23 protein-coding genes and 1 pseudogene are annotated in these 23,018 nt (G+C 35.8%); 1 reads left to right on the top strand and 23 read right to left on the bottom strand.

Annotation, left to right across the window (positions count from 1 at the left end; all coding sequences use genetic code 11):
- Window positions 1-44: 44 nt before the first annotated feature.
- The 6 genes from COD11_RS24895 to gnd form a co-directional block, all read right to left on the bottom strand.
- Entirely contained in the window at window positions 45-257 is a 213-nt protein-coding gene (locus COD11_RS24895) for a hypothetical protein (RefSeq protein ID WP_098799582.1), read from the bottom strand.
- Between the two features lie 105 nt (window positions 258-362).
- Window positions 363-893, bottom strand: coding sequence for an SDR family NAD(P)-dependent oxidoreductase (locus COD11_RS24890; RefSeq protein WP_176551241.1), 531 nt, complete (start codon window positions 891-893; stop codon window positions 363-365).
- A 27-nt stretch (window positions 894-920) separates the two neighbouring features.
- Entirely contained in the window at window positions 921-1,751 is an 831-nt protein-coding gene (locus tag COD11_RS24885; protein ID WP_176551240.1) for a sugar phosphate isomerase/epimerase family protein, read from the bottom strand.
- Between the two features lie 119 nt (window positions 1,752-1,870).
- Window positions 1,871-3,409, bottom strand: coding sequence for a gluconokinase (gntK, locus tag COD11_RS24880; RefSeq protein ID WP_373995124.1), 1,539 nt, complete (start codon window positions 3,407-3,409; stop codon window positions 1,871-1,873).
- A 63-nt stretch (window positions 3,410-3,472) separates the two neighbouring features.
- The gene (locus COD11_RS24875) at window positions 3,473-4,816 is read right to left on the bottom strand and encodes a GntP family permease (protein WP_098799578.1); all 1,344 of its coding nucleotides are present in this window, start codon (window positions 4,814-4,816) and stop codon (window positions 3,473-3,475) included.
- A gap of 93 nt (window positions 4,817-4,909) precedes the next feature.
- Entirely contained in the window at window positions 4,910-5,806 is an 897-nt protein-coding gene (gene gnd, locus COD11_RS24870; protein ID WP_098799577.1) for a phosphogluconate dehydrogenase (NAD(+)-dependent, decarboxylating), read from the bottom strand.
- Between the two features lie 152 nt (window positions 5,807-5,958).
- Here gnd and COD11_RS24865 point away from each other — a divergent pair, with 152 nt between their 5' ends.
- On the top strand, window positions 5,959-6,813 hold the full coding sequence (locus COD11_RS24865) for a MurR/RpiR family transcriptional regulator (protein WP_098799576.1): 855 nt from the start codon (window positions 5,959-5,961) through the stop codon (window positions 6,811-6,813).
- Between the two features lie 62 nt (window positions 6,814-6,875).
- Here COD11_RS24865 and pepF read toward each other — a convergent pair whose 3' ends face one another.
- The 17 genes and pseudogenes from pepF to COD11_RS27795 form a co-directional block, all read right to left on the bottom strand.
- The gene (gene pepF / locus COD11_RS24860; protein WP_098799575.1) at window positions 6,876-8,663 is read right to left on the bottom strand and encodes an oligoendopeptidase F; all 1,788 of its coding nucleotides are present in this window, start codon (window positions 8,661-8,663) and stop codon (window positions 6,876-6,878) included.
- A gap of 70 nt (window positions 8,664-8,733) precedes the next feature.
- Window positions 8,734-9,195: a DUF3052 domain-containing protein gene (locus tag COD11_RS24855; RefSeq protein ID WP_098799574.1), complete on the bottom strand. Its 462-nt coding sequence runs from the start codon at window positions 9,193-9,195 to the stop codon at window positions 8,734-8,736.
- 205 nt (window positions 9,196-9,400) lie between these two features.
- Window positions 9,401-10,183: an enoyl-CoA hydratase gene (locus COD11_RS24850; RefSeq protein ID WP_098799573.1), complete on the bottom strand. Its 783-nt coding sequence runs from the start codon at window positions 10,181-10,183 to the stop codon at window positions 9,401-9,403.
- Between the two features lie 14 nt (window positions 10,184-10,197).
- On the bottom strand, window positions 10,198-11,538 hold the full coding sequence (locus COD11_RS24845) for an acetyl-CoA carboxylase biotin carboxylase subunit (RefSeq protein ID WP_098799572.1): 1,341 nt from the start codon (window positions 11,536-11,538) through the stop codon (window positions 10,198-10,200).
- 25 nt (window positions 11,539-11,563) lie between these two features.
- Window positions 11,564-12,703, bottom strand: coding sequence for an acyl-CoA dehydrogenase family protein (locus tag COD11_RS24840; RefSeq protein ID WP_098799571.1), 1,140 nt, complete (start codon window positions 12,701-12,703; stop codon window positions 11,564-11,566).
- Window positions 12,704-12,748: 45 nt separating this feature from the next.
- Window positions 12,749-14,293, bottom strand: coding sequence for an acyl-CoA carboxylase subunit beta (locus COD11_RS24835; RefSeq protein WP_098799570.1), 1,545 nt, complete (start codon window positions 14,291-14,293; stop codon window positions 12,749-12,751).
- Window positions 14,294-14,311: 18 nt separating this feature from the next.
- Window positions 14,312-15,217: a hydroxymethylglutaryl-CoA lyase gene (locus COD11_RS24830; protein ID WP_218012761.1), complete on the bottom strand. Its 906-nt coding sequence runs from the start codon at window positions 15,215-15,217 to the stop codon at window positions 14,312-14,314.
- Window positions 15,218-15,232: 15 nt separating this feature from the next.
- Window positions 15,233-15,475 (bottom strand): acetyl-CoA carboxylase biotin carboxyl carrier protein subunit, encoded by a 243-nt coding sequence (locus tag COD11_RS24825; protein WP_483296314.1) that lies wholly within the window; start codon window positions 15,473-15,475, stop codon window positions 15,233-15,235.
- Between the two features lie 126 nt (window positions 15,476-15,601).
- Window positions 15,602-16,036, bottom strand: a complete 435-nt coding sequence (locus COD11_RS24820) for a YueI family protein (RefSeq protein ID WP_098799567.1) — start codon at window positions 16,034-16,036, stop codon at window positions 15,602-15,604.
- A 336-nt stretch (window positions 16,037-16,372) separates the two neighbouring features.
- Window positions 16,373-17,314, bottom strand: a complete 942-nt coding sequence (locus COD11_RS24815) for an ArsA family ATPase (RefSeq protein ID WP_255301705.1) — start codon at window positions 17,312-17,314, stop codon at window positions 16,373-16,375.
- Between the two features lie 10 nt (window positions 17,315-17,324).
- Window positions 17,325-17,585, bottom strand: coding sequence for a cory-CC-star protein (locus tag COD11_RS24810; protein WP_379051989.1), 261 nt, complete (start codon window positions 17,583-17,585; stop codon window positions 17,325-17,327).
- Between the two features lie 96 nt (window positions 17,586-17,681).
- A complete protein-coding gene (locus tag COD11_RS24805; RefSeq protein ID WP_098799564.1) occupies window positions 17,682-19,418 on the bottom strand; it encodes a carbon starvation CstA family protein in 1,737 nt (578 codons plus the stop codon).
- Window positions 19,419-19,699: 281 nt separating this feature from the next.
- The gene (locus COD11_RS27155) at window positions 19,700-19,843 is read right to left on the bottom strand and encodes a hypothetical protein (RefSeq protein WP_176551239.1); all 144 of its coding nucleotides are present in this window, start codon (window positions 19,841-19,843) and stop codon (window positions 19,700-19,702) included.
- A gap of 407 nt (window positions 19,844-20,250) precedes the next feature.
- Complete coding sequence (locus tag COD11_RS24800) at window positions 20,251-20,697, bottom strand: hypothetical protein (RefSeq protein ID WP_098799563.1); 447 nt, start codon at window positions 20,695-20,697, stop codon at window positions 20,251-20,253.
- Between the two features lie 377 nt (window positions 20,698-21,074).
- Entirely contained in the window at window positions 21,075-21,320 is a 246-nt protein-coding gene (locus tag COD11_RS24795; protein WP_098799562.1) for a hypothetical protein, read from the bottom strand.
- 978 nt (window positions 21,321-22,298) lie between these two features.
- Entirely contained in the window at window positions 22,299-22,550 is a 252-nt protein-coding gene (locus tag COD11_RS24790; protein WP_098799561.1) for a hypothetical protein, read from the bottom strand.
- A gap of 86 nt (window positions 22,551-22,636) precedes the next feature.
- Window positions 22,637-23,018 (bottom strand): annotated as a pseudogene (locus tag COD11_RS27795) (T7SS effector LXG polymorphic toxin); the annotation flags it as partial.

Below are 23,018 nucleotides of genomic sequence, written 5' to 3'. Positions count from 1 at the left end.
ATTTTCACAGAAAAAGACGAGTTTCCCCGTCTATTTGATGTTTTTTATTTATCGTCTTCTTTGTAATCATCTCGGTCTTCTTCAACATCTACAACTGGTCTTCTTCCCCAGAACATTCCCCAAGGATCTCTTCTTCTTTCATAACGATCATCATCTCTGTAGTCATCATGTTTGTCACGATCTTCTACCACTTTTACTTCCTTCGCGTGGATAACTAATGTATCAACCTTAATCACTTGTTCTTTTCTTTTAGACATTTTCCCCACTCCTTTACCCCTATAGTCGTTATATTTTATTCAATAAAGGAGTAAGCGTTATAGGCATTTATTTCATTTTCCTTACATATTTGAATATAGTAGTGATTAACTTAACATTCCTACAACATGAACGTTTTTCTTATTATTGATTGCTTTTATAATACCGTTGCAAATTTCTTCATGTGTCAACCATCGTTTTTCATCGTCTTGCTTCATATACCCCAATTTCACTTGACTATAAAAACAGTGATTAGGAATTGTCAGTTCTGTCTTTATTTTATCTAAGTTCGAGCGACTGCCAAGTACATGGACAAATCTAGATGATTCAGATGTACTCGGTATTCCGTTTATAATTGATTGAATGGCATGCTCAGCATATGAATGAACCCAAGCTACAATTAAATGAATGGTATTGTTTTCTTGGATGATTTCATCTATTTTCTTATTCAAGCTTTGCTCATTTGAATAGTCAATAAATACAGGTATAAGATTTTTGTTGTCATTTGATTTTTTTAATAAATTGTTCATTTTCTCAGTACTTCTTCCGACTACATATACAAGATAGCCAGTTTCAGCTAATAGAATTGAAACGTCTGTTAACATTCCAGAACCACCTATAACCAAAGCACACTTCAAGTTAATCCCTCCGGCCCTAACAAACATTTAGTCACAATATTTTTCAGCTATCATTTTGACTTCATTTATTCCATCCCATAAATTACCCGGACCGTCATATACTAACGTAATCGGACCATTGTAATCACAGTTTGCTAAAATTTGTAATGACTTTTCAAATTCTTCTTTATCTATTAAACCATTATGATCATAATTCGCTTTTGCATGTATAGACTCTGCAAAAGGAACTAAAGCTTGAATCGAGTCAAATTTAACTCCTTGTTCAAAGTTTCCAAAATCGACTGTTAATCCTAATTTCTTATTGAATGAGCTAATGAGTTTCTCACAATTTTCTTTAGTTGATGTAAGCGATTTAAAATTTTCCGTTACAACGCGAACACCTTTTGGCTCAGCGTAATCAATTAATTGTTGAAAACTATCCATTGACCGTTCTAATGCTGCTGTATCACTCGGGTTTGCTTCTCCACCAATTACCCGAATACTTTTTGCTTCTACCTTCTCAGCGATATCAATCCATTTTTTTATAAATTTTATGTCTGATTTTCTTCGCTCATCATCTGGAGAACTAATATCACCATAATCCAATAATAAACAATGAAAGGTTATTCCTGATTTTTTAAAAGCATTTCTCAATTCTACGAGGTATTCATTTTCGGTATTTTTAAAGTGAAAGTGGCAAACTTCTAGTGATTTAAAGCCCTGTTTTTCCAATATAGATGGTAATCCCACTAATTTAGTATTTTCCGGTTGTTGTTCTATACGTGTTTTTTGTGTTTTCTCTATATCATCCCAGTATGTCCAGCGTAATGGACCAAGCTCTCGATGAAGACTCCAGGTTGTTAAAGATAAATGAGACATAATAAAACTCCTCCTAGTTGTTTTTAATTGATATTCCACATATCTTCCTTTTTTTCCTCTATTAAATATATTAAAAGGCGTGTAAAGGTCATACATCCTTTACACGCCATACAGTTTTATTAAAATTTATTTTGATACTCACTAATTGCGTTATATTCGTTTTCAAGTAATCTCGGTAAGCGAATAAAGATTGGCATGAGTTCGCGATAAGCAGCAGTTGCTTCTTTATTCGGCTGATGTGAATGAAGTGATCCTACCATTTTTTCCACTTCACTTAAAGACTCAATTTCTCCAAGACCATATTTTCCTAACACAATTGCACCTAAACATGAGCTCTCAAAACTTTCTGGAATTGTAACTTCTTGGTCAAAAACATCGGCTAGCATTTGTCGCCAAAACACTGACCGAGCAAACCCTCCTGTTGCTTGTACACGAGTCGGAGTTCCGATTAATTCCTCAAGAGCAAGCAGAACACTGTATAAATTCATCATAATACCTTCTAGGACTGCACGAATCATATGCTCTTTTTTATGATGCAAGCCTAAACCAAAGAATGAACCACGTGCATTTGCATTCCAAAGAGGAGCTCGCTCTCCTGCCATATATGGATGGAAAATTAATCCGTTTGATCCAGGAGCAACTGTAGCCGCAATTTCTGTTAACACATCATAAGGATCTTTCCCTAGCCTTTTAGCTGTTTCTACCTCTGCGTTTGCTAATTCATCTCTCACCCATCGAAAAATCATGCCACCATTATTCACAGGTCCACCAATTACCCAGTGCTTATCTGTTAGCGCATAGCAGAAGATCCTTCCTTTTGGATCTGTTACAGGGCGATCTGTTACAGCACGAATAGCCCCACTTGTTCCAATTGTTACTGCTACAACACCTGGCTCAATGGCATTCACTCCAAGATTTGAAAGCACCCCGTCACTTGCTCCAACAATAAATGGAGTATCAACAGGTAATCCCGTAAACCTTGAAAATTCCGGATCTAAGCCTCTAATACTGTCAGTTGTACTTACTGGTTTTGATAATTGTCCTCTTTTTACACCAACAATCTCAAGTGCTTCATCATCCCAATCCAGCTTTTCAAGGTTAAACATCCCGGTTGCAGAAGCAATTGAATAATCAATCACATATTCTCCAAATAATCGATAAAAAACATACTCTTTAATCGAAATGAACTTGTTTTCTTGTGCAAAATACTCTTTATGTTCAGTATTTAACCAAAGCAGCTTAACTAAAGGTGACATTGGGTGAATCGGTGTGCCTGTACGTAAGTAGATTTCATGTCCATTATGTTCTTGTTTTAATTTATCAGCATATTCTGCACTGCGGTTATCAGCCCATGTAATGGACTTTGTTATCGGTTGTCCTTCTCCATCAACAACTATTAAACTATGCATGGCAGAACTAAAGGATACAAAGCGAACTTGCTCACCTGAAACATTTGCTTCTAACAAACTGCTTTTCATAACTGTAAGAACAGCTTGAAAAATTTCTTCTGGATCTTGTTCAGCTGTTGCTGGTGTAGGTGTGTAAAGGGGATACTCAACACCAAATCGACTAACAGCCTTTCCTTCTTCATTAAAAAGTACAGCTTTTGTGCTTGTTGTACCAATGTCAACGCCCATCATATAATTACCCATAGCAATATCCTCCTAAATGAGAGAAAAGGGAAAACCGGTATGGTCGTCCCTTATGTCCCTTATCCTTTATTATCCAATAAACACTCCTAAAATTAACGCTACTGTTACACCAACTAAACCAATTAATGTTTCCATAACAGTCCAAGATTTTAATGTGTCTTTTACGCTAATACCAAAATAACGTCCTACTAACCAGAAACCTGAATCGTTTACATGTGATAGTACAGTTGCACCAGATGCAATCGCGATAACAAGTAATCCAAGTACAGGTCCTTGTAATCCTAAGATTTCGATAAGTGGAGCCATTAATCCTGCTGCTGTAACCATTGAAACGGTTGCAGAACCTTGGGCAACACGAACTGCTGCTGCAATTAAAAACGCTAACAAAATTGGTGGTAGAGCAGAACCTGCCATCATATCACCAAGAACTTGACCTACACCTGAATCAATTAAGATTTGCTTAAATACCCCACCAGCACCTGTTACTAAGATAATAATACCCGCTGGTTCTAATGCTTTTGTCGCGATATCTTGTACTTCTTGGCGAGAATATCCACGTTTTGTTCCTAAGAAGACAAAAGTTAGGATCGTTGCAATTGTTAATGCTACGAAAGGATGTCCTAGGAATGTAAGAATCGAACGTACAATATTTCCTTCTTCTAATAATACTCCTGAAACCGTATTGAGTAAAATCAATACAAGTGGAATCATAATTAATGAAGCAATTAATTTAAAGCTAGGTAACTCTTTGTCATACTCAATTTCTTCTAAGTTCATATAATCCGGAACAACAACATGTAATTTTTTCGAAATATATTTTGCAAAAAGTGGTCCAGCAATGATCATCGCAGGAATACCTGCAATCGTACCGAATAAGATAACCCAACCAAGATCAGCACCGATTAAATCAGCAACAGCAATAGGACCTGGTGTTGGAGGAATAAAGCTATGTGTTACTGCTAGTCCTGCTAACAATGGTATACCATAGTATAATAAAGATTTTCCTGTTTTCTTTGCTAAACCATAAACAATTGGTACTAAAATGATAAATCCAACATCAAAGAATACCGGGATCGCTACAAGGAAACCTGTAACACCTAACGCCCATTGTGATTTATCTTCACCAAATTTCTTAACAAGTGTTTGTGCTAAACGCTCTGCTCCACCTGAAACTTCAAGCATTTGCCCAAACATTGCACCTAAACCAACAACGACTGCAACGAATCCAAGGGTTCCACCCATACCGTTTTGCATCGAGGTCACAACTTCATTTAAAGGCATTCCTGCTAAAATACCTACGATTAAACTGACTAATAATAACGCAACGAATGCGTGTAATTTGGTACGAATAACTAAAAATAACAATAGAAAAATTCCTGCTAATGCCACTAAAATTAACATTTGATCTGACATCTAGAACACTACCTTCCTTACTTTTATGGGGTAAGAAGAAAGCGCTGTTTTTAAAACGCTGTCTTCTTAGTCTTCCTAATTATTGAAAAAAATTCATTTTTTCTCTACAGCATGTCCGCCAAATTCATTACGAAGTGCCGCGACAACCTTACCTGTAAACGTATCATCTTCAAGCGAACGATATCTCATCATTAATGCCATCGTAATAACAGGTGCAGCAGTTTGAAGATCAAGTGCCGTTTCTACCGTCCACTTCCCTTCACCTGATGAATGCATGATTCCTTTGATTCCATCAAGCTTTTCATCTTTAGAAAATGCATTTTCCGTTAACTCCATTAACCAAGAACGGATAACAGATCCATTGTTCCAAACTCTTGCGACTTTTTCGTAATCATACTCAAATGGACTTTTATCAAGAAGATCAAATCCTTCCGCAATCGCTTGCATCATTCCGTATTCTATTCCGTTATGAACCATTTTCAGAAAATGACCACTTCCTGCTTTCCCAGAATAAAGGTAACCGTTCTCAACCGTTATGTCTTTGAAAACCGGTTCAATTTCTTTGAAAACCTCTTCATTTCCACCTATCATTGTGCAAGCTCCATTACGAGCACCATCTACGCCACCACTTGTTCCACAATCAAAGAAATAAATTCCGTTCGTTTCACACTCTTCATTTCTTCTTAATGAATCTTTGTAGTGGGCGTTACCACCATCTATTATTCGATCTCCCTCTTCTAAATAGGGAAGCAATTGTTCAAAAACAGATTGTGTTGCCTCTCCAGCTGGAACCATCATCCAAACGGTTCTTGGTTTTGATAGTTTACGAACCAGCTCTTGAATTGAATTCGCTGTTTGTATTCCCATTGAGGAAATTTTTTTCATAGATTCTTCATTAACATCAAAGGCTACAACATCATACTCTTTATCTACTAAATTAAGAGATAACTGATATCCCATCTTTCCTAAGCCTATCATTCCTATTTGCATGTGTATTTCTCCTAACTGTTTACGGAATAAATTTTCTTGATATCTTTATTATATGAAAAAAAATTCTTTTTGCAAGCGATTCCAGAAAAATATTTTTTCTTTTTTGTGAAATTTAGTATAATAAAAGAAAGCCCTATCAGGAGGGAAGATCTATGAAAAAAGCTCAGGAACCTTGTTTAGTCACGATTCGCAAGCTCTATCCAAAGTTCAGTGTAACGGAAAGAAAAATTGCCGATTTTATTTTAAAAAACCCAAATAAAATTATTCATTCATCCATTAATCAATTAGCAGAAGATTTAGAGGTTGCCGATTCAACTGTTTTTCGCTTTTGTAAACGACTTGGTTATAAAGGATATCAAGCGATGAAAATAGCCCTTGCATCCGAAGTTGTCTCCCCTATTCAGGATATTCATGAAAAAGTAACAGAAGGTGACACGGTTGATACAGTGGCTTCAAAAGTATTTCGATCAAATATAAAGACGATTGAAGATTCATTATCTGTATTAAATGAGGAACATTTACAAGCAGCTGTTGATTGCATGATTAGTGCAAATTCAATTGAATTTTTTGGAAGTGGCGGTTCAAGCATTATCGCCCTTGATGCCTATCACAAACTGGTGCGAACAGGCTTAAAGGTTCACTCTGTTATTGATACACACTTCCAGCTAATGGCAGCATCGCAAATGACGGAAAAAGACTGCGCCGTTTTTATATCTCATTCAGGTTCTTCGAAAGATATTCTTCATATCTTGAATGTTGTAAAATCCACAGGAGCGAAAATGATCGCAATTACCAATTATGCTAAGTCTCCGTTAAGTGCAGCTGTTGATATTCCTCTCTATACAGTGTCTGAGGAAACCGAATATCGTTCAGAAGCTTTATCATCTCGAATCGCACAACTAACGCTAATTGATGTTCTTTATGTGAATATTTTATTAAAACGTGGCAATGAAGGAAAAGAAGCATTAAAGAAAATGCGTGAGGCTATTCTAGTGAAGAGAATTTAGCTTTGATTATTCGTAGAAATAAAAAACAGAGAAGGACGCACAAACGTCTTCTCTGTTTTTTATTATAAAGCAGAAAATTCCTCAACAAGTTCCTTGAATTTCTTTAATGAGTTTTCAATCGGATATGGTGCAGTTAAATCCACACCGGTACTCTTTAATAATTCCAATGGATAATCAGCACTTCCACTTTTTAAAAATTCCAAGTAAGAATGTAATGTTTTTTCATCACCTTCTAAAATTTTTGTAGCAAGGTGAATGGCTGAAGCAAAGCCTGTCGCATATTTATACACATAAAAAGGACGGTAGAAATGTGGAATTCTTGACCAGCCGTATTTTACCTCTTCATCAAACACAACATCATCTCCGTAATATTCACGGAACAACCCCTCATATGTTGTATTAAAGACTTCTACATTTAGTGGCATTCCCTTCTCTGCCATTTCATGTGTTTTCATTTCAAATTCTGCAAACATTACTTGTGTAAAAAATGTTCCTTTAAATTGATCAATAAAATGATTAACCAGATGCTTTCGTATATCTGGATTTTCTTCTTTATCTAAAAGGTAGTTAATTAATAGTACTTCGTTAACAGTAGAAGCAACTTCTGCAACAAATATGCTGTACCGGGCTGTGATTTGTGGTTGATGTAACGAGCTAAGTTTGCTGTGAACACCATGACCGCATTCATGAACCAAAGTAAACAAACTGTCCAAATTGTCTTGATGATTTAAAAGAATATACGGATGAACTCCATAAACTCCAAGGTTATATGCACCCGAGCGCTTACCTGGTGTTTCCCTCACATCAAGATATCGGTGTTCCTTAAATTCCTTTAGTGTTTTGATGTAATCTTCCCCTAATGGTGAAAGAGCTTCACACATGATTTCATATGCCTTTTCATATGAAATTTCTTGCTTTACACCACTTACTAATGGAACACTTAAATCATATTGTCTAAGTTCATCAAGTTGTAATTTTTGCTTACGTAGCCTAGAGTATTGATGCAAAGAAGAGATATTTTGCTTCGTTGTTTCTATAAGATTTTCATATACTTCTCTAGGAACATTATCACCAAATAACGCTTTCTCTAAAGCAGAAGGATAGTTTCGTAACTTTGCCATTGTGACATTGTTTTTAATAGCTGATGACAGAGTTGAAGCGATAGAATTTTTGAGTTGCAGATATGGTTTATAATATGCTTTGTATGCTTCTTTACGTTTTTCTCGATTTTCATCCTCGATTAATTTTGCATACATGCCTCTTGTTAACTCAACTTTTTCACCATCATCGCTTGTTACTTCTCCAAACTTGATATCAGCATTGTTCATCATGCCAAATGTATGACTTGGTGAAGATAGAGCTTCACCAAGCTTTGAAATCACTTCTTCTTGCTCTTTACTTAGTACATGCTTTTTGTACCGAAAAGCTTCCCATAAGTCTTCCTCAAAATACTCAAGCTTTTGTTCTAATGTTATGTATTCTTTTAATGTTTCTTCTTTTAAACTCAAAAGAAATGGCATAAAAAAAGAAGTTGATGAGCCAGCTTTTATACTCAGTTGTTTAGCACGTTCTAGCAGCGATTGTGAACTTGTTTCCCGTGTATCTTCATCCACCTTTAACATCGCATAAGCATAAAGCTTGTTAAAGGTAAAAGACATTTCTTCCTTTTTCTTTAAAAATGAGTAAAGTGATGGGCCGTCATGAATGTTTCCGTCAAATTGCTTTAATTCATCTACTTTTTCATTAATTGTACTGTAGTCTTTCTCCCAATCTTTCAGGTCTGAATAAAGGTCATCTAAATTCCATTTTTCCTCAATCGGAACATCTTTTCTCGAAGTATATGTTGACATGAAAACTCCCCTTTCCAAAAGGTACCTTTACTACTATATTCTACGTCCCTTGTTTTTACCCTTTTCCCTATTAATTTTGCTCAGTACGCTGCTTTCCTTCGTCAGTTACAGCAAATTTACGTGACATCTTTTTTATCTTTTCAGCCTTACGGAACCGTAAAGCTGACCAATCGTCATCTATGGCTATTTGCCGAACCGGTTCATATCCCTCGGCAGCTAATAAGCTACCAACTGTTTCACGGCTGCAGTCCGATCCTTTATATGTTTTTGATGACTTTTTTGGATAACAAATCCAAAGTAACCCATCTTCTTTAACAGCTTGTACTGCTTCTTTAGCTAGTGACTTTAACTGATCATTTGCTGTACCGAAAATCTGTACAAAATCATACTCATCGCTTTTAGCTTCGTTATGAACGTCTCCTGTAAAGGATGAAATAACTTCATTGTAGGAATTAGGATGATTCATTATCAGAACTGGTTGTCCACTATCTTTAAATTGTAGTTTCTTCAGTATTGGATTACTTTCTACCATGTGGTGTCACTCCATTCTAAATTTACATCATCCTATATATATCACTTTCCTCAAATGAAACGCAATGCGAAAATAAACTGACTATTAACAAAATTTATAGAAGTTCCATTTCACCAACTGTTACGTTAAAAAACTGTATAGTTTACATAATAATATTATCTACTTAATTAAAAAACAGGACATCAAACATTGTCCTGTTTTCCTCTTATTCTCCTATATAATGCGGTTTTCGCTTTTCTTTAAATGCCTTTAACCCTTCTAATCGATCCTTTGTTGGGATGGTCATTTCATATGCTGCTCTCTCAATACTTAGCCCTGTTGTTAGGTTAACATGATACCCTTCATTAATCGCTTTTTTCGCTTGCGTAATAGCAATTGGAGCGTTCTGAGCAATTTCCCTGGCAATCTCAATTGCCTTACTTCCTACATTCTCAGGCTCTTCAACATATTCTACTAAGCCTATTTGGAGCGCTTCTTCTGCGTCTATTTTTCTAGCAGTGAAAATTAATTCCTTTGCTTTTCCTTTTCCTATTAACTGAGGCAATCTTTGCGTTCCCCCTGCACCAGGAATGATTCCAAGTGATGTTTCCGTTAATCCAAGTTTAGCAGTTCGGGAAGCAACTCGAATATCACATGCTAAAGCAAGCTCCAACCCTCCACCAAATGCAGCTCCATTAATTGCTGCAATAACAGGCTGTGGTAAAGCTTCTAGTTCATTTATTGTTTCTCTTATCAAAGATACTGTTTTCTTTACTTGAATAGCATCCATTTCAGAACGTTCCTTTAAATCTGCGCCTGCACAGAATGCTTTTTTCCCAGCTCCCGTTATCACAATACATCTAATATTTTGATCGTATTTAGCAAGCTCAAAAGCTTCTTGAAGCTCTTTTAACATATTAATAGACAATGCATTTGCTGCTTTAGGGCGATTTAATTCAATCTTTAAGATACCTTCATTTATAACTGTTATGATTGCTTTGTTATTCATCGATACATCTTCTCCTACCGACCAAAGTTTTTTGCTAGAAAGTTAGTTGTTGTATCACCAGATTGAAATGCAGCATGTTCAACAATCTCTCTAAGAATAGGAATATTTGTTTTAATACCCTCAACTTGGTATTCAGCTAATGCAAGTTGAAGTTTTATGATCGCATCAGCACGGTCTTTTCCCTTAACTATTAATTTTGCAATCATCGGATCATAGTAGGGTGTTACGATTGATTGCTCATGTACCCCGAGCTCATGCCTAATTTTATCTCCTTCTGGCAAGGAAAGAGAAGTAATCGTTCCAGGTGAGGGATAAAAGTTTTTTGGATCTTCAGCATAGTTTCGAACTTCGATGGAATGTCCAGTTAGAGGTATTTGTTCTTGAGAAAAACGCAACAATCCTCCTGCTGCCACCTGCAGCTGTTCTTCAACTAGATCAATTCCGGTAATTTCTTCTGTTACAGGATGCTCGACCTGTAACCTTGTATTCATTTCAAGAAAATAGAAGTTTTTGTTTTCATCTACTAAAAACTCAATTGTTCCTGCATTTTGATAGCCTATCGCCTTTGCTGCTTGAACAGCGGTTTCCCCCATTTTTTTTCTTAATTGATAATCTACAAACGTTGATGGAGCTTCTTCTACGATTTTTTGATGTCTTCTTTGTATCGAACATTCTCGTTCCCATAGATACACAGTATTTCCTTTGCTATCTGCTAAAAGTTGTATTTCGATATGTCTTGGGTTTTCGATGTACTTTTCCACATACATCTCTCCGTTGCCGAAAAATACAATGGCTCTTTTTTGATTTCCTTCAAAAGCCTTTACCATTTCTTCATCATTTCTAACAATCTGCATTCCAATTCCACCGCCACCAGAAGAGGCCTTTAACATGATTGGATAACCAATTTCATTTGCAACCTTAACTGCTTGTTCTGAATTTGTTAAAGATGTTGAAATACCAGGAACAACTGGTACTCCAGCTTGTTTCATTCTTTTACGTGCTTCAATTTTACTTCCCATGCTAGCAATTACCTGTGGAGACGGTCCAACAAAAATAAGTCCCACTTCTTCACATTTTCTAGCAAACTCTGGATTTTCTGATAATAGTCCATAGCCGGGATGAATAGCTTCAGCACCCACCTCTTTTGCAATTTCAATAATAGTATCGATCTTTAAATAACTGTCTGCCACACGTGGTCCACCTACCAAATATGCTTCATCAGCAAATTGTCTATGTGGAGCGTCCTGATCTGCCTCAGAATAAATGGCAACCGTTGTAATACCTAATGCTTTGCATGTTCTCATAACTCGAACAGCAATCTCTCCTCTATTTGCAACAAGTATCTTTTTGAACAAATGAAGTACACCTCCATTTTTATCATTAGCATCCAATTTGCTTTGCGATAACCATTCGTTGAACCTCTGACGTTCCTTCACCAATTTCTAATAACTTTGCATCACGGAAAAACCTTTCTACTTGGTATTCCTTCATGTAGCCGTATCCACCATGAATTTGAATCGCCTGATCACATACTTTCATACAAATTTCAGAAGAAAATAACTTTGCCATGGCCGCTTCGGTTTTAAATCCTCTTCCTTTGTCTTTAAGCCATGCAGCTTTGTATACCATATTTCGAGCAACCTCAATATTCATTGCCATGTCAGCGAGTTTAAATTGAATCGCCTGAAATTTTGATAAATTTTTACCGAACTGGGTACGATTTTTTGCATATTGAAGAGCTTTCTCATAAGCACCCTGCGCAATACCAACTGCCATTGCACCAATTCCTATTCTTCCTCCATCAAGCGTAGCCAAAAATTGTTTATATCCGTTTCCTTCAACACCAAGGAGATTTTCCTTTGGAATCGTAACATCTTCTAGTATTAATTCTGTTGTATTTGATGCATGTAACCCCATTTTTTCGTAATTAGCTATTACCGTAAATCCTTCAGAGTCTGTTGGGACAAGAAAGGCACTAATACCATTTATCCCTTTTGTTCGATCTGTTACAGCTGTGATGGCCAAATTTTTTGCATAGCTTGCATTTGTAATAAAGCATTTTGAACCAGAAAGCTGCCACTCATTTTCCTTTAATAAGGCTGTTGTCTGAGTGCCTGCTGCATCAGAGCCTGCGTTTGGCTCCGTTAAGCCAAAGGCACCTAAGTACTCACCTTTACATAATGGTGTGAGATAGTCTTCTTTCTGCTGTTCTGTTCCAAACATAAATATTGGGGCAGCACCTAACGAAATATGCGCAGAATACGTTATACCTGTTGAAGCACATACTCTACTCAACTCCTCAACAACAATGGCAAAGCTAATTGTGTCAGCATCACCACCACCATATTGCTCAGGAAACGGTAGACCCATCATCCCTAATTTTGCTAACTGTTGAAAAATCTGCTCTGGAAATTCCCCCGAACGGTCTCTTTCATCTGCTTCCGGGGCCACTTGTTCTTCAGCAAACTCATGAATCATGTGACGAATCATCTCTTGCTCTTTCGATAAGTCAAAATTCATTTTTTCTTCAATCCCCTCTATTCTTGTGTTTTGAGCGATTGATGCTTATACGGGATAAACAGGATGCTTACGTGTTGAAAAAGTAACATACTTTGAACGATAAAGATCAAATCGTGTAATTAACTCATTTCTTAGTGAGTTGGCAGGAATAACTCCATCAATAATCAATTCAGAAGCCAACCGATAAATATCAATGTTTTCACGATATTCATCTCGCTTTTCCTGAATAAACCGTGACCTTTCTTCCTCAGGAAGCTCGGCAATTTTATTTGCATAAACAGCATTTACTGCCGCTTCAGGTCCCATAACAGCGATTGATGCAGTCGGAAGTGCTAAGCAACAATCCGGCTCAAAAGCAGGACCTGCCATTGCATACAAACCTGCACCATATGCTTTACGAACGATAATCGATATTTTTGGAACTGTTGCCTCTGCCATAGCTGAAATCATTTTCGCTCCATGACGGATAATTCCGGCTCGCTCAACCTTTGTTCCAATCATAAACCCAGGAATATCAGCTAAGAAAAGTAATGGAATATGAAAGGCATCACATAATGTAATAAATTTAGCTGCTTTATCAGCTGAATCATGAAATAAAACTCCGCCCTTTACACGCGGCTGGTTCGCGATAATACCTACTGACTGACCATTTAAACGACAAAAACCTGTAATAAGTTCTGGAGCAAACTTTTTCTTTATTTCAAAAAATGAATCAGCATCAATGATTCGTTCAATAAGATCGTACATATTAAAAGGTGCATTTTGGTTAGTAGGTATGATTTCTTCTAATGTTTTTTCAAAGGATTTTGGAGGTGTCAAATCTAATTGTGGTGGTTTTTCTGTATAATTTGCTGGAAAAAATGAGAGATAATTGCGGGCTAATTGTATTGCTTCTTCTTCAGATTTTGCTAGTATATCTCCACAGCCTGACGTTGTGCAATGCATTTTTGCTCCACCCATTTCCTCGAGGGAGACTTTTTCACCAATCACCATTTCTGCCATTCGTGGAGAGCCGAGGTACATGGAGGCATTTCCGTCCACCATAATCACAACATCGCAAAAAGCTGGGATATAAGCTCCTCCTGCTGCAGATGGACCAAACAGTAGGCAAACTTGAGGAATTTTTCCGGACAACTTTACTTGGTTATAAAAAATTCTTCCTGCTCCCCTTCGTCCTGGGAACATTTCCACTTGATCTGTAATTCTTGCTCCTGCTGAATCAACGAGATAAATCAGCGGTACTTTTAATTTTTCAGCCGTTTCTTGAATTCTGATCATTTTCTCTACTGTCCTTGCTCCCCAAGAACCTGCTTTAATTGTGGAGTCATTTGCCAGAACACATACAGTCTGACCGTTTACTTTTCCCATTCCAGTAACAACACCATCTGCTGGTAATGTTTCATCTAAACAATTAGCAAACAGTCCGTCTTCCGTTTCCAGACCTTGATCAAATAATAATGCTAGTCTGTCCCTAACAAACAACTTGCCCTTTTCTTTATTTTTCTCATGATATTTATCCGGTCCACCCTTTTTTATTTTTTCTAACCTTTCTTGCAAGGATTTCTCAAGTGTCACGTTTGCTCCCTCCATTTTCAGATTTTCATAGAGTTATGATTGCTTCGCTTGGTAAACTTGTAGGCTATGACTAGCTAATGAGCGTCCAATTTTTTCTTGAATAAATAAAGCAGCATTGTGGATTTTATCCTTAGATAAACCTGTTTCAATTTCCATTCCTTCTAACATATATAGTAGATCATCTGTTGCGACATTTCCCGATGCACCCGGGGCATAAGGACACCCTCCAAGGCCTCCTATAGAACTGTCAAATCGAGTAATCCCTAAATTTAAGGAAGCGGTTACATTTGCAAGCGCAGTTCCTCTTGTATCATGAAAATGCATCGCTAGTTTATCCGAATGAAACCTTTTTAACATCTCGTTGGTAATTTCTTGTACTTGTTTGGGAGTAGCAACACCAATTGTATCACCTAAAGATACTTCATAAACTCCCATTTCAAATAACTCTTCACAAATACGGATTGTTTTCTGTACAGAAACATGACCCTCATAAGGACATCCAAAAACCGTTGATATATAGCCTCTAACTGATTTTCCGGAAGATAGAGACTCTTGTACAACATCAGTAAGAATAGTTAAAGTCTCATTTATTGATTTGTTAATGTTTTTTCGATTATGTGTTTCACTTGCAGAAAGAAAGATAGATACTTCATCTATGTTTGCATCAAGTGCCATTTCAAGACCCTTTTGATTTGGGACAAGTGCAGCATAAGTTACACCTGAAACTCGTTTAATTCCTTTTGCAACAGAGTACGCATCAGCTAAAGCTGGAATCCACTTTGGGTGAACAAATGATGTAATTTCAATATAAGATAATCCTGTATGCGAAAGTTGATTAATCCATTGTATTTTATCTTCAGTTGAAATAAATTTCTTCTCATTTTGTAAGCCATCACGAGGGCCAACTTCCTTAATTGAAACTGATTGTGGCCACTTCACCAAAGTTCCTCCTTTCTATTCATATTCAACCAATACATCACCCTCGTTGACAAAATCACCTTCGTTTACATTAATTCTTTTTATCCGTCCACTTTCTTCAGCGCTTATCGGAATTTCCATTTTCATGGATTCTAAAATTACCACGTCTTGGCCTTCTACAACTTCTTCCCCAACCTCGACTAGTATTTTCCATACACTGCCGGCCATATTTGCTTGTATGTGACTCACAAGTATTCCCTCCCACCTACTTGATGGCATATTAATGCCTATTACTATCCTATTCGCATAAAAATTCACTTATAATCGGATATTTGAATTTTGAGTATTTAGAAAAATCAGTTTTCATCTAAAGTGATGAAAAAAGCCAACACATCATGTATTGGCTTAAAATAATTTCTTAAAAAACTGAACAAGGCGATTTTCATCAGTATCTTGTTCAGGGGTTTGTGAATTTTCTTTTTTTGTTATGTATATATTCTGCTTATCAATAGCATAATCATAGGCTAAAACAAGTCCTAAATCAGTATCATGCTCTTTATCTGTTGATATAAGATACTTATTCCCAACATTATTTGCAAGCTTAATATAGTCAGACAAATATGTATAATTCATCTTTCCATTGAGAAATAATGTCGCTTCTTTATTTTGTTTCATCAACTCTTCCACTTCAGAATAGGTGCCTTTTTCTCTAACTTGAGATTGCGTTAAGGCAACAACGACTCTTTCTCTTAAGGTGCCAAGAAATTTCCTTCGTTCATCTGGATTGATTTCACGAGGACCAGTGATTCCTTGTTGAATGTATTCGTCTATACGATCCAAACGTTTCCCTCCTTTTTTTCTTTTTATTTAGTGTATCCTATTTTTCTATATAAAAAAAAGATGTGGTTTGGATGATCGATTATTTAGTTTACCATAATATTTTTACGTTAAACTCGTTTGCTGTGTGAAAGACGTTTTATTTGCTACTCAAGATTTTTATAAATTTGGGTGATGAGAGACATTGCACAGGTGTATTACTTTACTTTTGTCGTTCATACCGGCTATGAACGACACTACCCCAGAGCTCCCCTTTTCTTTTGTCGTTCATATCGCTTATGAACGACACCATCCTCGCTCTTCCAGTACTTTTGTCGCTCATCAATCAATCATTCCACTTTATGTTGTTTTTAAATGGTTGTTCAAGAATGTTGCAAAGCTTTTTAAAAGTTCCAAAGAATTAATATCTGTTTCAAACAAAGGGATATAATGCTTATCCTGCTGCGCAAACTCTTTTTCAATCCAGGAAAGGTAATCTTGTTCATTCTGCTTTCTTTTTTTCCAAAAGTCTCCATCAACTTCTTGAGATAGAATTTTATTGATAAAAAGAGTGCTAACATGTAAATCATGGTCAGCTAACGTTTTGACAGCTTTAGACGTTTCTATGATTGATAATCGCTCTGGATTTAAAATAAAGATAAAGCCTGTCTTATTCTTGTTTAGAAGGATTTTTCTCACATTCAGAAAACGAATTTTACGTTGTTGAAGAACTTGAAAAACAGGATCTTCGACTGGCTCACCATCATTCAAGAGCTGTGTATAGGTATCATTTCGTTTTTTTCTCCGCTCAAGCATTCCATCAATCCACACGCTCATAAGCTCAGGAAGTGTTAATAATCTTAACGTATGCCCTGTTGGAGCTGTATCAAAGATTATTCGATCATATGCTTCTCCCTCATCAAGGATAATGGAAACAATTCGATCAAATAATGATGCTTCCTCAGCACCTGGGGCCGAACTTGCAGCATCAATCTGCCGGTATACCTCTTGTTGCATATGTGACTTTACAACACCACGTATGTTTTCCTTAACCTTTTTAATATAGTTGCTTGTTTCAATAGATGGGTCAATTTCAAGCGCATCCAAACCCGGATACACTTGAATTGGATCATTTTTAAGAGTTTTGTGAAAAATATCACCAACATTATGTGCTGGATCAGTTGACACTAATAAGGTTTTTTCCCCAAGATTTGCAAGCATTAAGGCGATTGCTGCCGCACTTGTTGATTTTCCAACACCGCCTTTGCCACCAACAAACAAGATTTTTTCTTCCTTAATCATTAGCTTCCCCCTAGCAACATCGTATTCCATCTAATGGAGACTTCTCCATTCCCATTCGCAAGTGCCAATCATGAAATTTTTCAATTATATAAGGATAAAGCTCAAGCGTGTAGTAAAACGCTGGATTTGGAAGACCTAATGTTTCCGATAAACAAAGAAATAAAAACAAATCATCTTCATCTCTAAGTTCTCTTGCTATTTCCGTTCGATGTTGAACAGAGAGAATATCGTCATATAGCTGAAGTATTTTCTTAATGGAGGAAAGTCCTATCACATGTACTCACCTGCTTTTTTCTAATCTAATATTTTCATCTAATAATCTATAACCAACTAGGGAACCCTCAGAAAAGGTTCCCCTATCAACATACTAGTCCTGAATTATTTTATGATCTTTTTTCGTTAATTCTTTTAAAGCTGTTAGCACAATCCAAATCGCAAACACGAGGATAATACTACCGAAGATAAATAATAAAAGATTCATGTCAGTCGATCCTAAGCCTGACCATTCAAACACAACCTGCTGAATCATTGCCCATATTGTCATAAACAGAATAAACACCATTGGAATAAAGGACACAAGATAGTTTCGACCAAGTCGTTTTAACCAGATGGAAATAAGCAGCAAGCTGATTCCTGCTAAAAGCTGGTTGGATGTTCCAAATAAAGGCCAAAGTAGATAGCCACCTGATCCAAATCCGTTTGGTCCCTTTGGTAATAAAACTAAAGCAGCACTTGCAACTACAGCAATTGATGTTGCCACATGTGGTTTTGTTAAAGTATCCAATTTATACTCTGTTCCAAGTTCAGCGATAATGTACCTCATTAATCGAACAGAAGAATCAAGTGTTGTCGCTGCAAAGCTAACAACAATAACAGAAATAATGGTAGCCGCAATATCAGCCGGTATGCCGATTCCAGTAGCCAACTGTGCTCCGCCTGCAATAAAATTACCAAGTCCTCCACCATTTGCAGCTGCAAATGAACTGTAAGCTTCTTTAAATTCTCCTGCACTTGAAAATACGGTTACGCAGGCAATAATTGAAATTAAAGCTAAAAACCCTTCTCCAACCGCTCCTAAGTAACCAACAAATCGTGCATCTGTTTCTTTATTCAATTGTTTAGATGAAGTTCCAGAGGAAACAAGACCGTGAAAACCTGAAATCGCTCCACATGCTATCGTTATAAATAAAAGTGGAAACCAAGACTTATCTGCAGCATCCGGATTTGTGATCGGTGCTGTAATTTCAGGATTTAAGAATAATAACCCTGCGTACATAATCACTAAACCAACAACTAATTGATGAGAATTAATATAATCCCTTGGCTGTAGCAGTTTCCACACCGGAAGAGTTGAAGCGAAATAGCAATAAATCATTAATATAATAATCCAAATAAAGAAAGCCATTGATACACCATTTAACCCGAAAGCAACACTAGCTTCAGCCCCGCCGAAATATTTTACTAAATCAATTTGTAAGGCAGGTATTTTACTTGTTAAAACTGCTGAACCATACATAACGGCTAAAGCAATAATTGATGGTAAAAGCATACTGCCTTTCTTTTTGTAAACAGCGTAGCCAATCCAGATCGCTAGCGGAATTTCGATAAAGACCGGAATGACACTTGCCGGAAACTTAATAAAGAGATTTGAAATAACCCAAGCAAAAACGGCATTTACCATAAGTACTAAGATGAGAATAATAAAGAGGAATAATAACTTTGCTTTTTTCCCAATTAACTTGTTTGCTAGTGTTCCAACTGACTGCCCTTTGTTACGGACAGATAATACTAGTGTTCCAAAATCATGAACACCTGCAGCAAAAACAGTTCCTAATAGCACCCAAAGCAGTGCAGGAAGCCAGCCCCAATAAACTGCGATCGCAGGACCTACAATTGGTGCTGCCCCAGCAACAGAAGTAAAATGATGGCCCCATAAAACAGATTTCTTCGTTGGAACAAAATCAACTCCATCCTGAAATTCATGTGCAGGTGTAACATAGTTAGGATCAAGGCGGTAAATTTTTTCTGCAACAAACTTAGAATAATAACGATAACCTAACCAGAATACAACTGTCCCAATTACAGCCAACCAAACAGCATGCATTTCTTTCCCCTCCCACTTTTAATAATCGAAAAAATCACTTCAAGGAAAGTATATATAAGCGTTATCAATTAAGTATCAACATTTTGAAATTTTTAAAAACGGGACATGGGGACAGGTTCATTGTCCCGGAACATCTTTCCTATTATCTAATTCTAAATTTCTCAATAAGTTGTGTACATTTTATTATCTGTATTGCCAGATACTGTTTCAAATTAATTAGAAGAATGATAACTAATGTATGTTTCTCGCATTTGTTTTGTCTAAATCTAGGTCAGGTCTGATCAAGGAATATTTGTGCCTATCACACCATTATTTATCTTCAAAAAAAAAACCGGCTCATTATATGGTTTCTGTGCCCAAGAGATTTGATATTCTCCATCTTTCTCAATAATTGTAAAGCCATCTCCACGATGTATTGTTTCCATTCTTTCTACCTCCATTGGTTATATATATCTGTTTATATTTAAGACAATAGAAATAAATTTCCAATCCTTTCATTTCGTCTAAGAGATTTTAAAGTCCATCAGAAAATTTTTCAAATATCTCTTTAATACTATTTAATGATGTTGCAATCTTAATCTTCTTTTGAACATTGAATCACATGTTCATACTTCAACTACTTTTTGAAAGAAAATATAAAACCAATGCTGATTTATATTTATCTATAAATACATCTACTTTGTTTTCTTTATCTCTAACAAGTTCAAAAAGCTCATAATGTTATGATTAGTATTTATTAATATACGTACTGCCATCTGAATAATAATTAAACCAAAAAGCAAATTCCCCTAAAGTTACTTCAAAATCATCAAATGACGCACTTCTACACAATTTAAACATTCTGTTTATGATAATTTATCGCTATTCCAGTATCCCCACCTCTTGGCTCATAATAGGATAATACTTCCCCCCAAGTAAAATCATATTTTAAAATTGCCCGTTTTCTTTCAGTCGGTTGTCCTAGTTGATTTATTAACCATTCATCATGACTTTTTCTTTTTAATTCTAATTTATCATCTTCCCAATTGTCATAAGAATTTTTTAATTTTGGGTCGGCATTTTTCAACTCAATCGATGATATACACTTCTTTTTAAATACAATTCTTATCCAAAATGATAGCCCATCTATGAGTTGTGGATTTATAAAATTATATCTCTCAATATCGCCATTGACATAGCTATTTACATCAAATGAGAATGTATAAATAAAGCTCTCGCTATTCATTCCATTGTATAGCTTATTACTATTAATTATTATTTTGCCTTCATTTAATCCCATCATTCTTCTCCTATTACTATTTTAATCCTTCTAGCTCATTCATCATTCTATTTCTATATTCCGCAGCATTCGTTCCATCTTCCCAATAGGGTGTTACTTGTAATCCTTCGAATAATTTTCTTGAGTCTCCGATTATTCTTTCGGCTGCATTTTTAGTCGTTGCATATCCTGTTAGATATGGTTTACCTTCATTTATTAATTTCCTCTTTTTATGTAATGTTTCGATACTTGTCTACACCCATATATGGGAAAGTTCCTTACAAGCTTTGACTAATTTAGAAAACCTGCTTTAATTGTAGCCTATGTTATAAATTTCTTTCTCATATAATTACAAAAAGTGTTCGTTAGATATCCTACGACCACCACATTAAGTTGTCTTATTTAATAAATACCTCTATATCTTCATCGTTAAATTTCCCTTTTAATACTCCACTTTCTATATATGTCTTTTCTACCATTTTAAGTAAGTGAAGAGAATAAGTCAGTCTGTACATTATAAAAACACCTCTTTCAATATTTAAGGGCATTGTAGAAAATTTAATTTTATTTTCTTGGTCGATATAACTTACTACAATCTGACCATTAAGCTTCTCAGCAAATACTGATTGTGGCCTTTTTATCAAAACTATAACATTCCTCCATAATGCCTAAAGTATCGAAATATCTTTTGGTTTCTTCGAAGGTTAGTATATTTCTTATTGGATTATTTGGCGTATGAATTCTATTTGAATAGAACTTTCTTAAAGTCTTTAGAAAAAAATATTTAATCGCTTCCTCTTTGTAATAAAATCTTTTCATTTCTTTTCTATCGGGAGACAGCCTATTTTCAAAGTTCATCTCGGAGTAATGCCATTCACCAGCTTTATTCTCTATTTGATTATAATTTTCATAGTATCCTTTTTTTCTCGTATAAAAGTATCACTAACAAAAAGTTTTATACCTAATTCACTACAAATTTTTAATAATTGTTCTGTATCCAAAGGTATCTTCCCTTCATTACTCGATTATTTTCTCTCTCGCTGAGAGATACGTATATACATACTAAATAACTTTCAATTTCCCATCCTCCCGTTACATAATTTGAGTAACGCTTTTTAAACGAATAGCGAGAATTATAGGACCGTCTTTAGTTAAAATACAACATAAAATTTATAGGCAAAAGGCAGTAAAAGAACATTCTTTAACTTACCTCTTGTTTATCGCCACGAGCTTTGTCAATCTTGTTAGTTTGTTAGCCATACCATGTCAAACTACCCCTGCCATATAAAATGTCTTATCGCCCGATTCTTACACTTGTTCATTCCTTTCAATTTTTAAAACGATACTCCATGATGGTATAACCTTCATGAGTTATGAATTTCACTTAAGCAATATTCATTGTTTAGCTAACATAAAACTTTCCTCATTTATCACAACGAGCTTTGTCATTCTCGTTTGTATATAAAGGTTAAATAATAAGTGTGGTCAATTTATTTAAGTGTCACTGCAACCATACTAGTAATTCTGCTTACCATCATGAGTTATTAATTCAAATATGATTCCTTTTAGTTAATAATAAAACCTGGAAAGGCTCCTACCCATCAAGGTTTTATTTGTAGCTACTATGATTCAAAAACTGTTTTTTCTGGAAATATGCCACCTTCTCTTACAAGGCAAACTGCCAATCTTTGAGCCGCTCGATCAAAATAAAACTTAGTGGAAATATTTTGACCTGGTAAACTTTCTAACTCTGAAAACTTCCTAGTTATTTTATTTAACTCTATTTTACCCATAGTCTCTTCATTAGGTCCAAATTTATAAACTACAGTATCATCATCTTCATATTCCTTTAATAATAAAACATACGAAGCCAATTTTACTCCTCCTCAGGTGGATACCAAGGACTCCCAGATTCAACTGTTTTATCATGTGCGGTCCTGTAATCCGTTTTGAATATTCCTTAAAATTTTGATTCAAAAAGTTCATGATTCAATAAATCAATATCATTCTTGTTATAAGTACCTTTTTGAAGCCTATCCCAAGCTTGTGCAATTTGATAATCTGATTCAAAACGTCCAATTCCATGTTCTTTTATATGCTCTTTGATAAATAGATGCTCCTTGATTCTTTGTAGTCTCTGTTCGGTCATTCCAGTATTCTTAGCTATAGACTGGACATCAGTTTTGGATTTTCTAAAGGACTCATACATTTCTTCTGCTTTATCAAGTTGCTTTAGATATTCATCAATTGAAAGTTCCCTGCCCCCAGTTTGCACTTTACCCGTACCCTCAGCACCATCTTCATTCCCCTTTCTCTTCCCTCCTATAAATGCTAATTTAATA

Origin of the sequence: Bacillus sp. AFS040349 (assembly GCF_002577655.1) — a bacterium.
Taxonomy (GTDB): Bacteria; Bacillota; Bacilli; order Bacillales; family Bacillaceae; genus Metabacillus.
This window is presented reverse-complemented; position numbering and strand designations above follow the sequence as displayed.

What these genes read in the sequence shown, in the direction of transcription:
- COD11_RS24895 (WP_098799582.1), bottom strand. Translation starts at nt 257, where the DNA reads ATGTCTAAAAGAAAAGAACAAGTGATTAAGGTTGATACATTAGTTATC.
- COD11_RS24885 (WP_176551240.1), bottom strand. Translation starts at nt 1,751, where the DNA reads ATGTCTCATTTATCTTTAACAACCTGGAGTCTTCATCGAGAGCTTGGT.
- COD11_RS24875 (WP_098799578.1), bottom strand. Translation starts at nt 4,816, where the DNA reads ATGTCAGATCAAATGTTAATTTTAGTGGCATTAGCAGGAATTTTTCTA.
- gnd (WP_098799577.1), bottom strand. Translation starts at nt 5,806, where the DNA reads ATGCAAATAGGAATGATAGGCTTAGGAAAGATGGGATATCAGTTATCT.
- COD11_RS24865 (WP_098799576.1), top strand. Translation starts at nt 5,959, where the DNA reads ATGAAAAAAGCTCAGGAACCTTGTTTAGTCACGATTCGCAAGCTCTAT.
- pepF (WP_098799575.1), bottom strand. Translation starts at nt 8,663, where the DNA reads ATGTCAACATATACTTCGAGAAAAGATGTTCCGATTGAGGAAAAATGG.
- COD11_RS24855 (WP_098799574.1), bottom strand. Translation starts at nt 9,195, where the DNA reads ATGGTAGAAAGTAATCCAATACTGAAGAAACTACAATTTAAAGATAGT.
- COD11_RS24850 (WP_098799573.1), bottom strand. Translation starts at nt 10,183, where the DNA reads ATGAATAACAAAGCAATCATAACAGTTATAAATGAAGGTATCTTAAAG.
- COD11_RS24840 (WP_098799571.1), bottom strand. Translation starts at nt 12,703, where the DNA reads ATGAATTTTGACTTATCGAAAGAGCAAGAGATGATTCGTCACATGATT.
- COD11_RS24835 (WP_098799570.1), bottom strand. Translation starts at nt 14,293, where the DNA reads ATGGAGGGAGCAAACGTGACACTTGAGAAATCCTTGCAAGAAAGGTTA.
- COD11_RS24825 (WP_483296314.1), bottom strand. Translation starts at nt 15,475, where the DNA reads ATGCCATCAAGTAGGTGGGAGGGAATACTTGTGAGTCACATACAAGCA.
- COD11_RS24815 (WP_255301705.1), bottom strand. Translation starts at nt 17,314, where the DNA reads ATGATTAAGGAAGAAAAAATCTTGTTTGTTGGTGGCAAAGGCGGTGTT.
- COD11_RS24805 (WP_098799564.1), bottom strand. Translation starts at nt 19,418, where the DNA reads ATGCATGCTGTTTGGTTGGCTGTAATTGGGACAGTTGTATTCTGGTTA.
- COD11_RS27155 (WP_176551239.1), bottom strand. Translation starts at nt 19,843, where the DNA reads ATGGAAACAATACATCGTGGAGATGGCTTTACAATTATTGAGAAAGAT.
- COD11_RS24800 (WP_098799563.1), bottom strand. Translation starts at nt 20,697, where the DNA reads ATGGGATTAAATGAAGGCAAAATAATAATTAATAGTAATAAGCTATAC.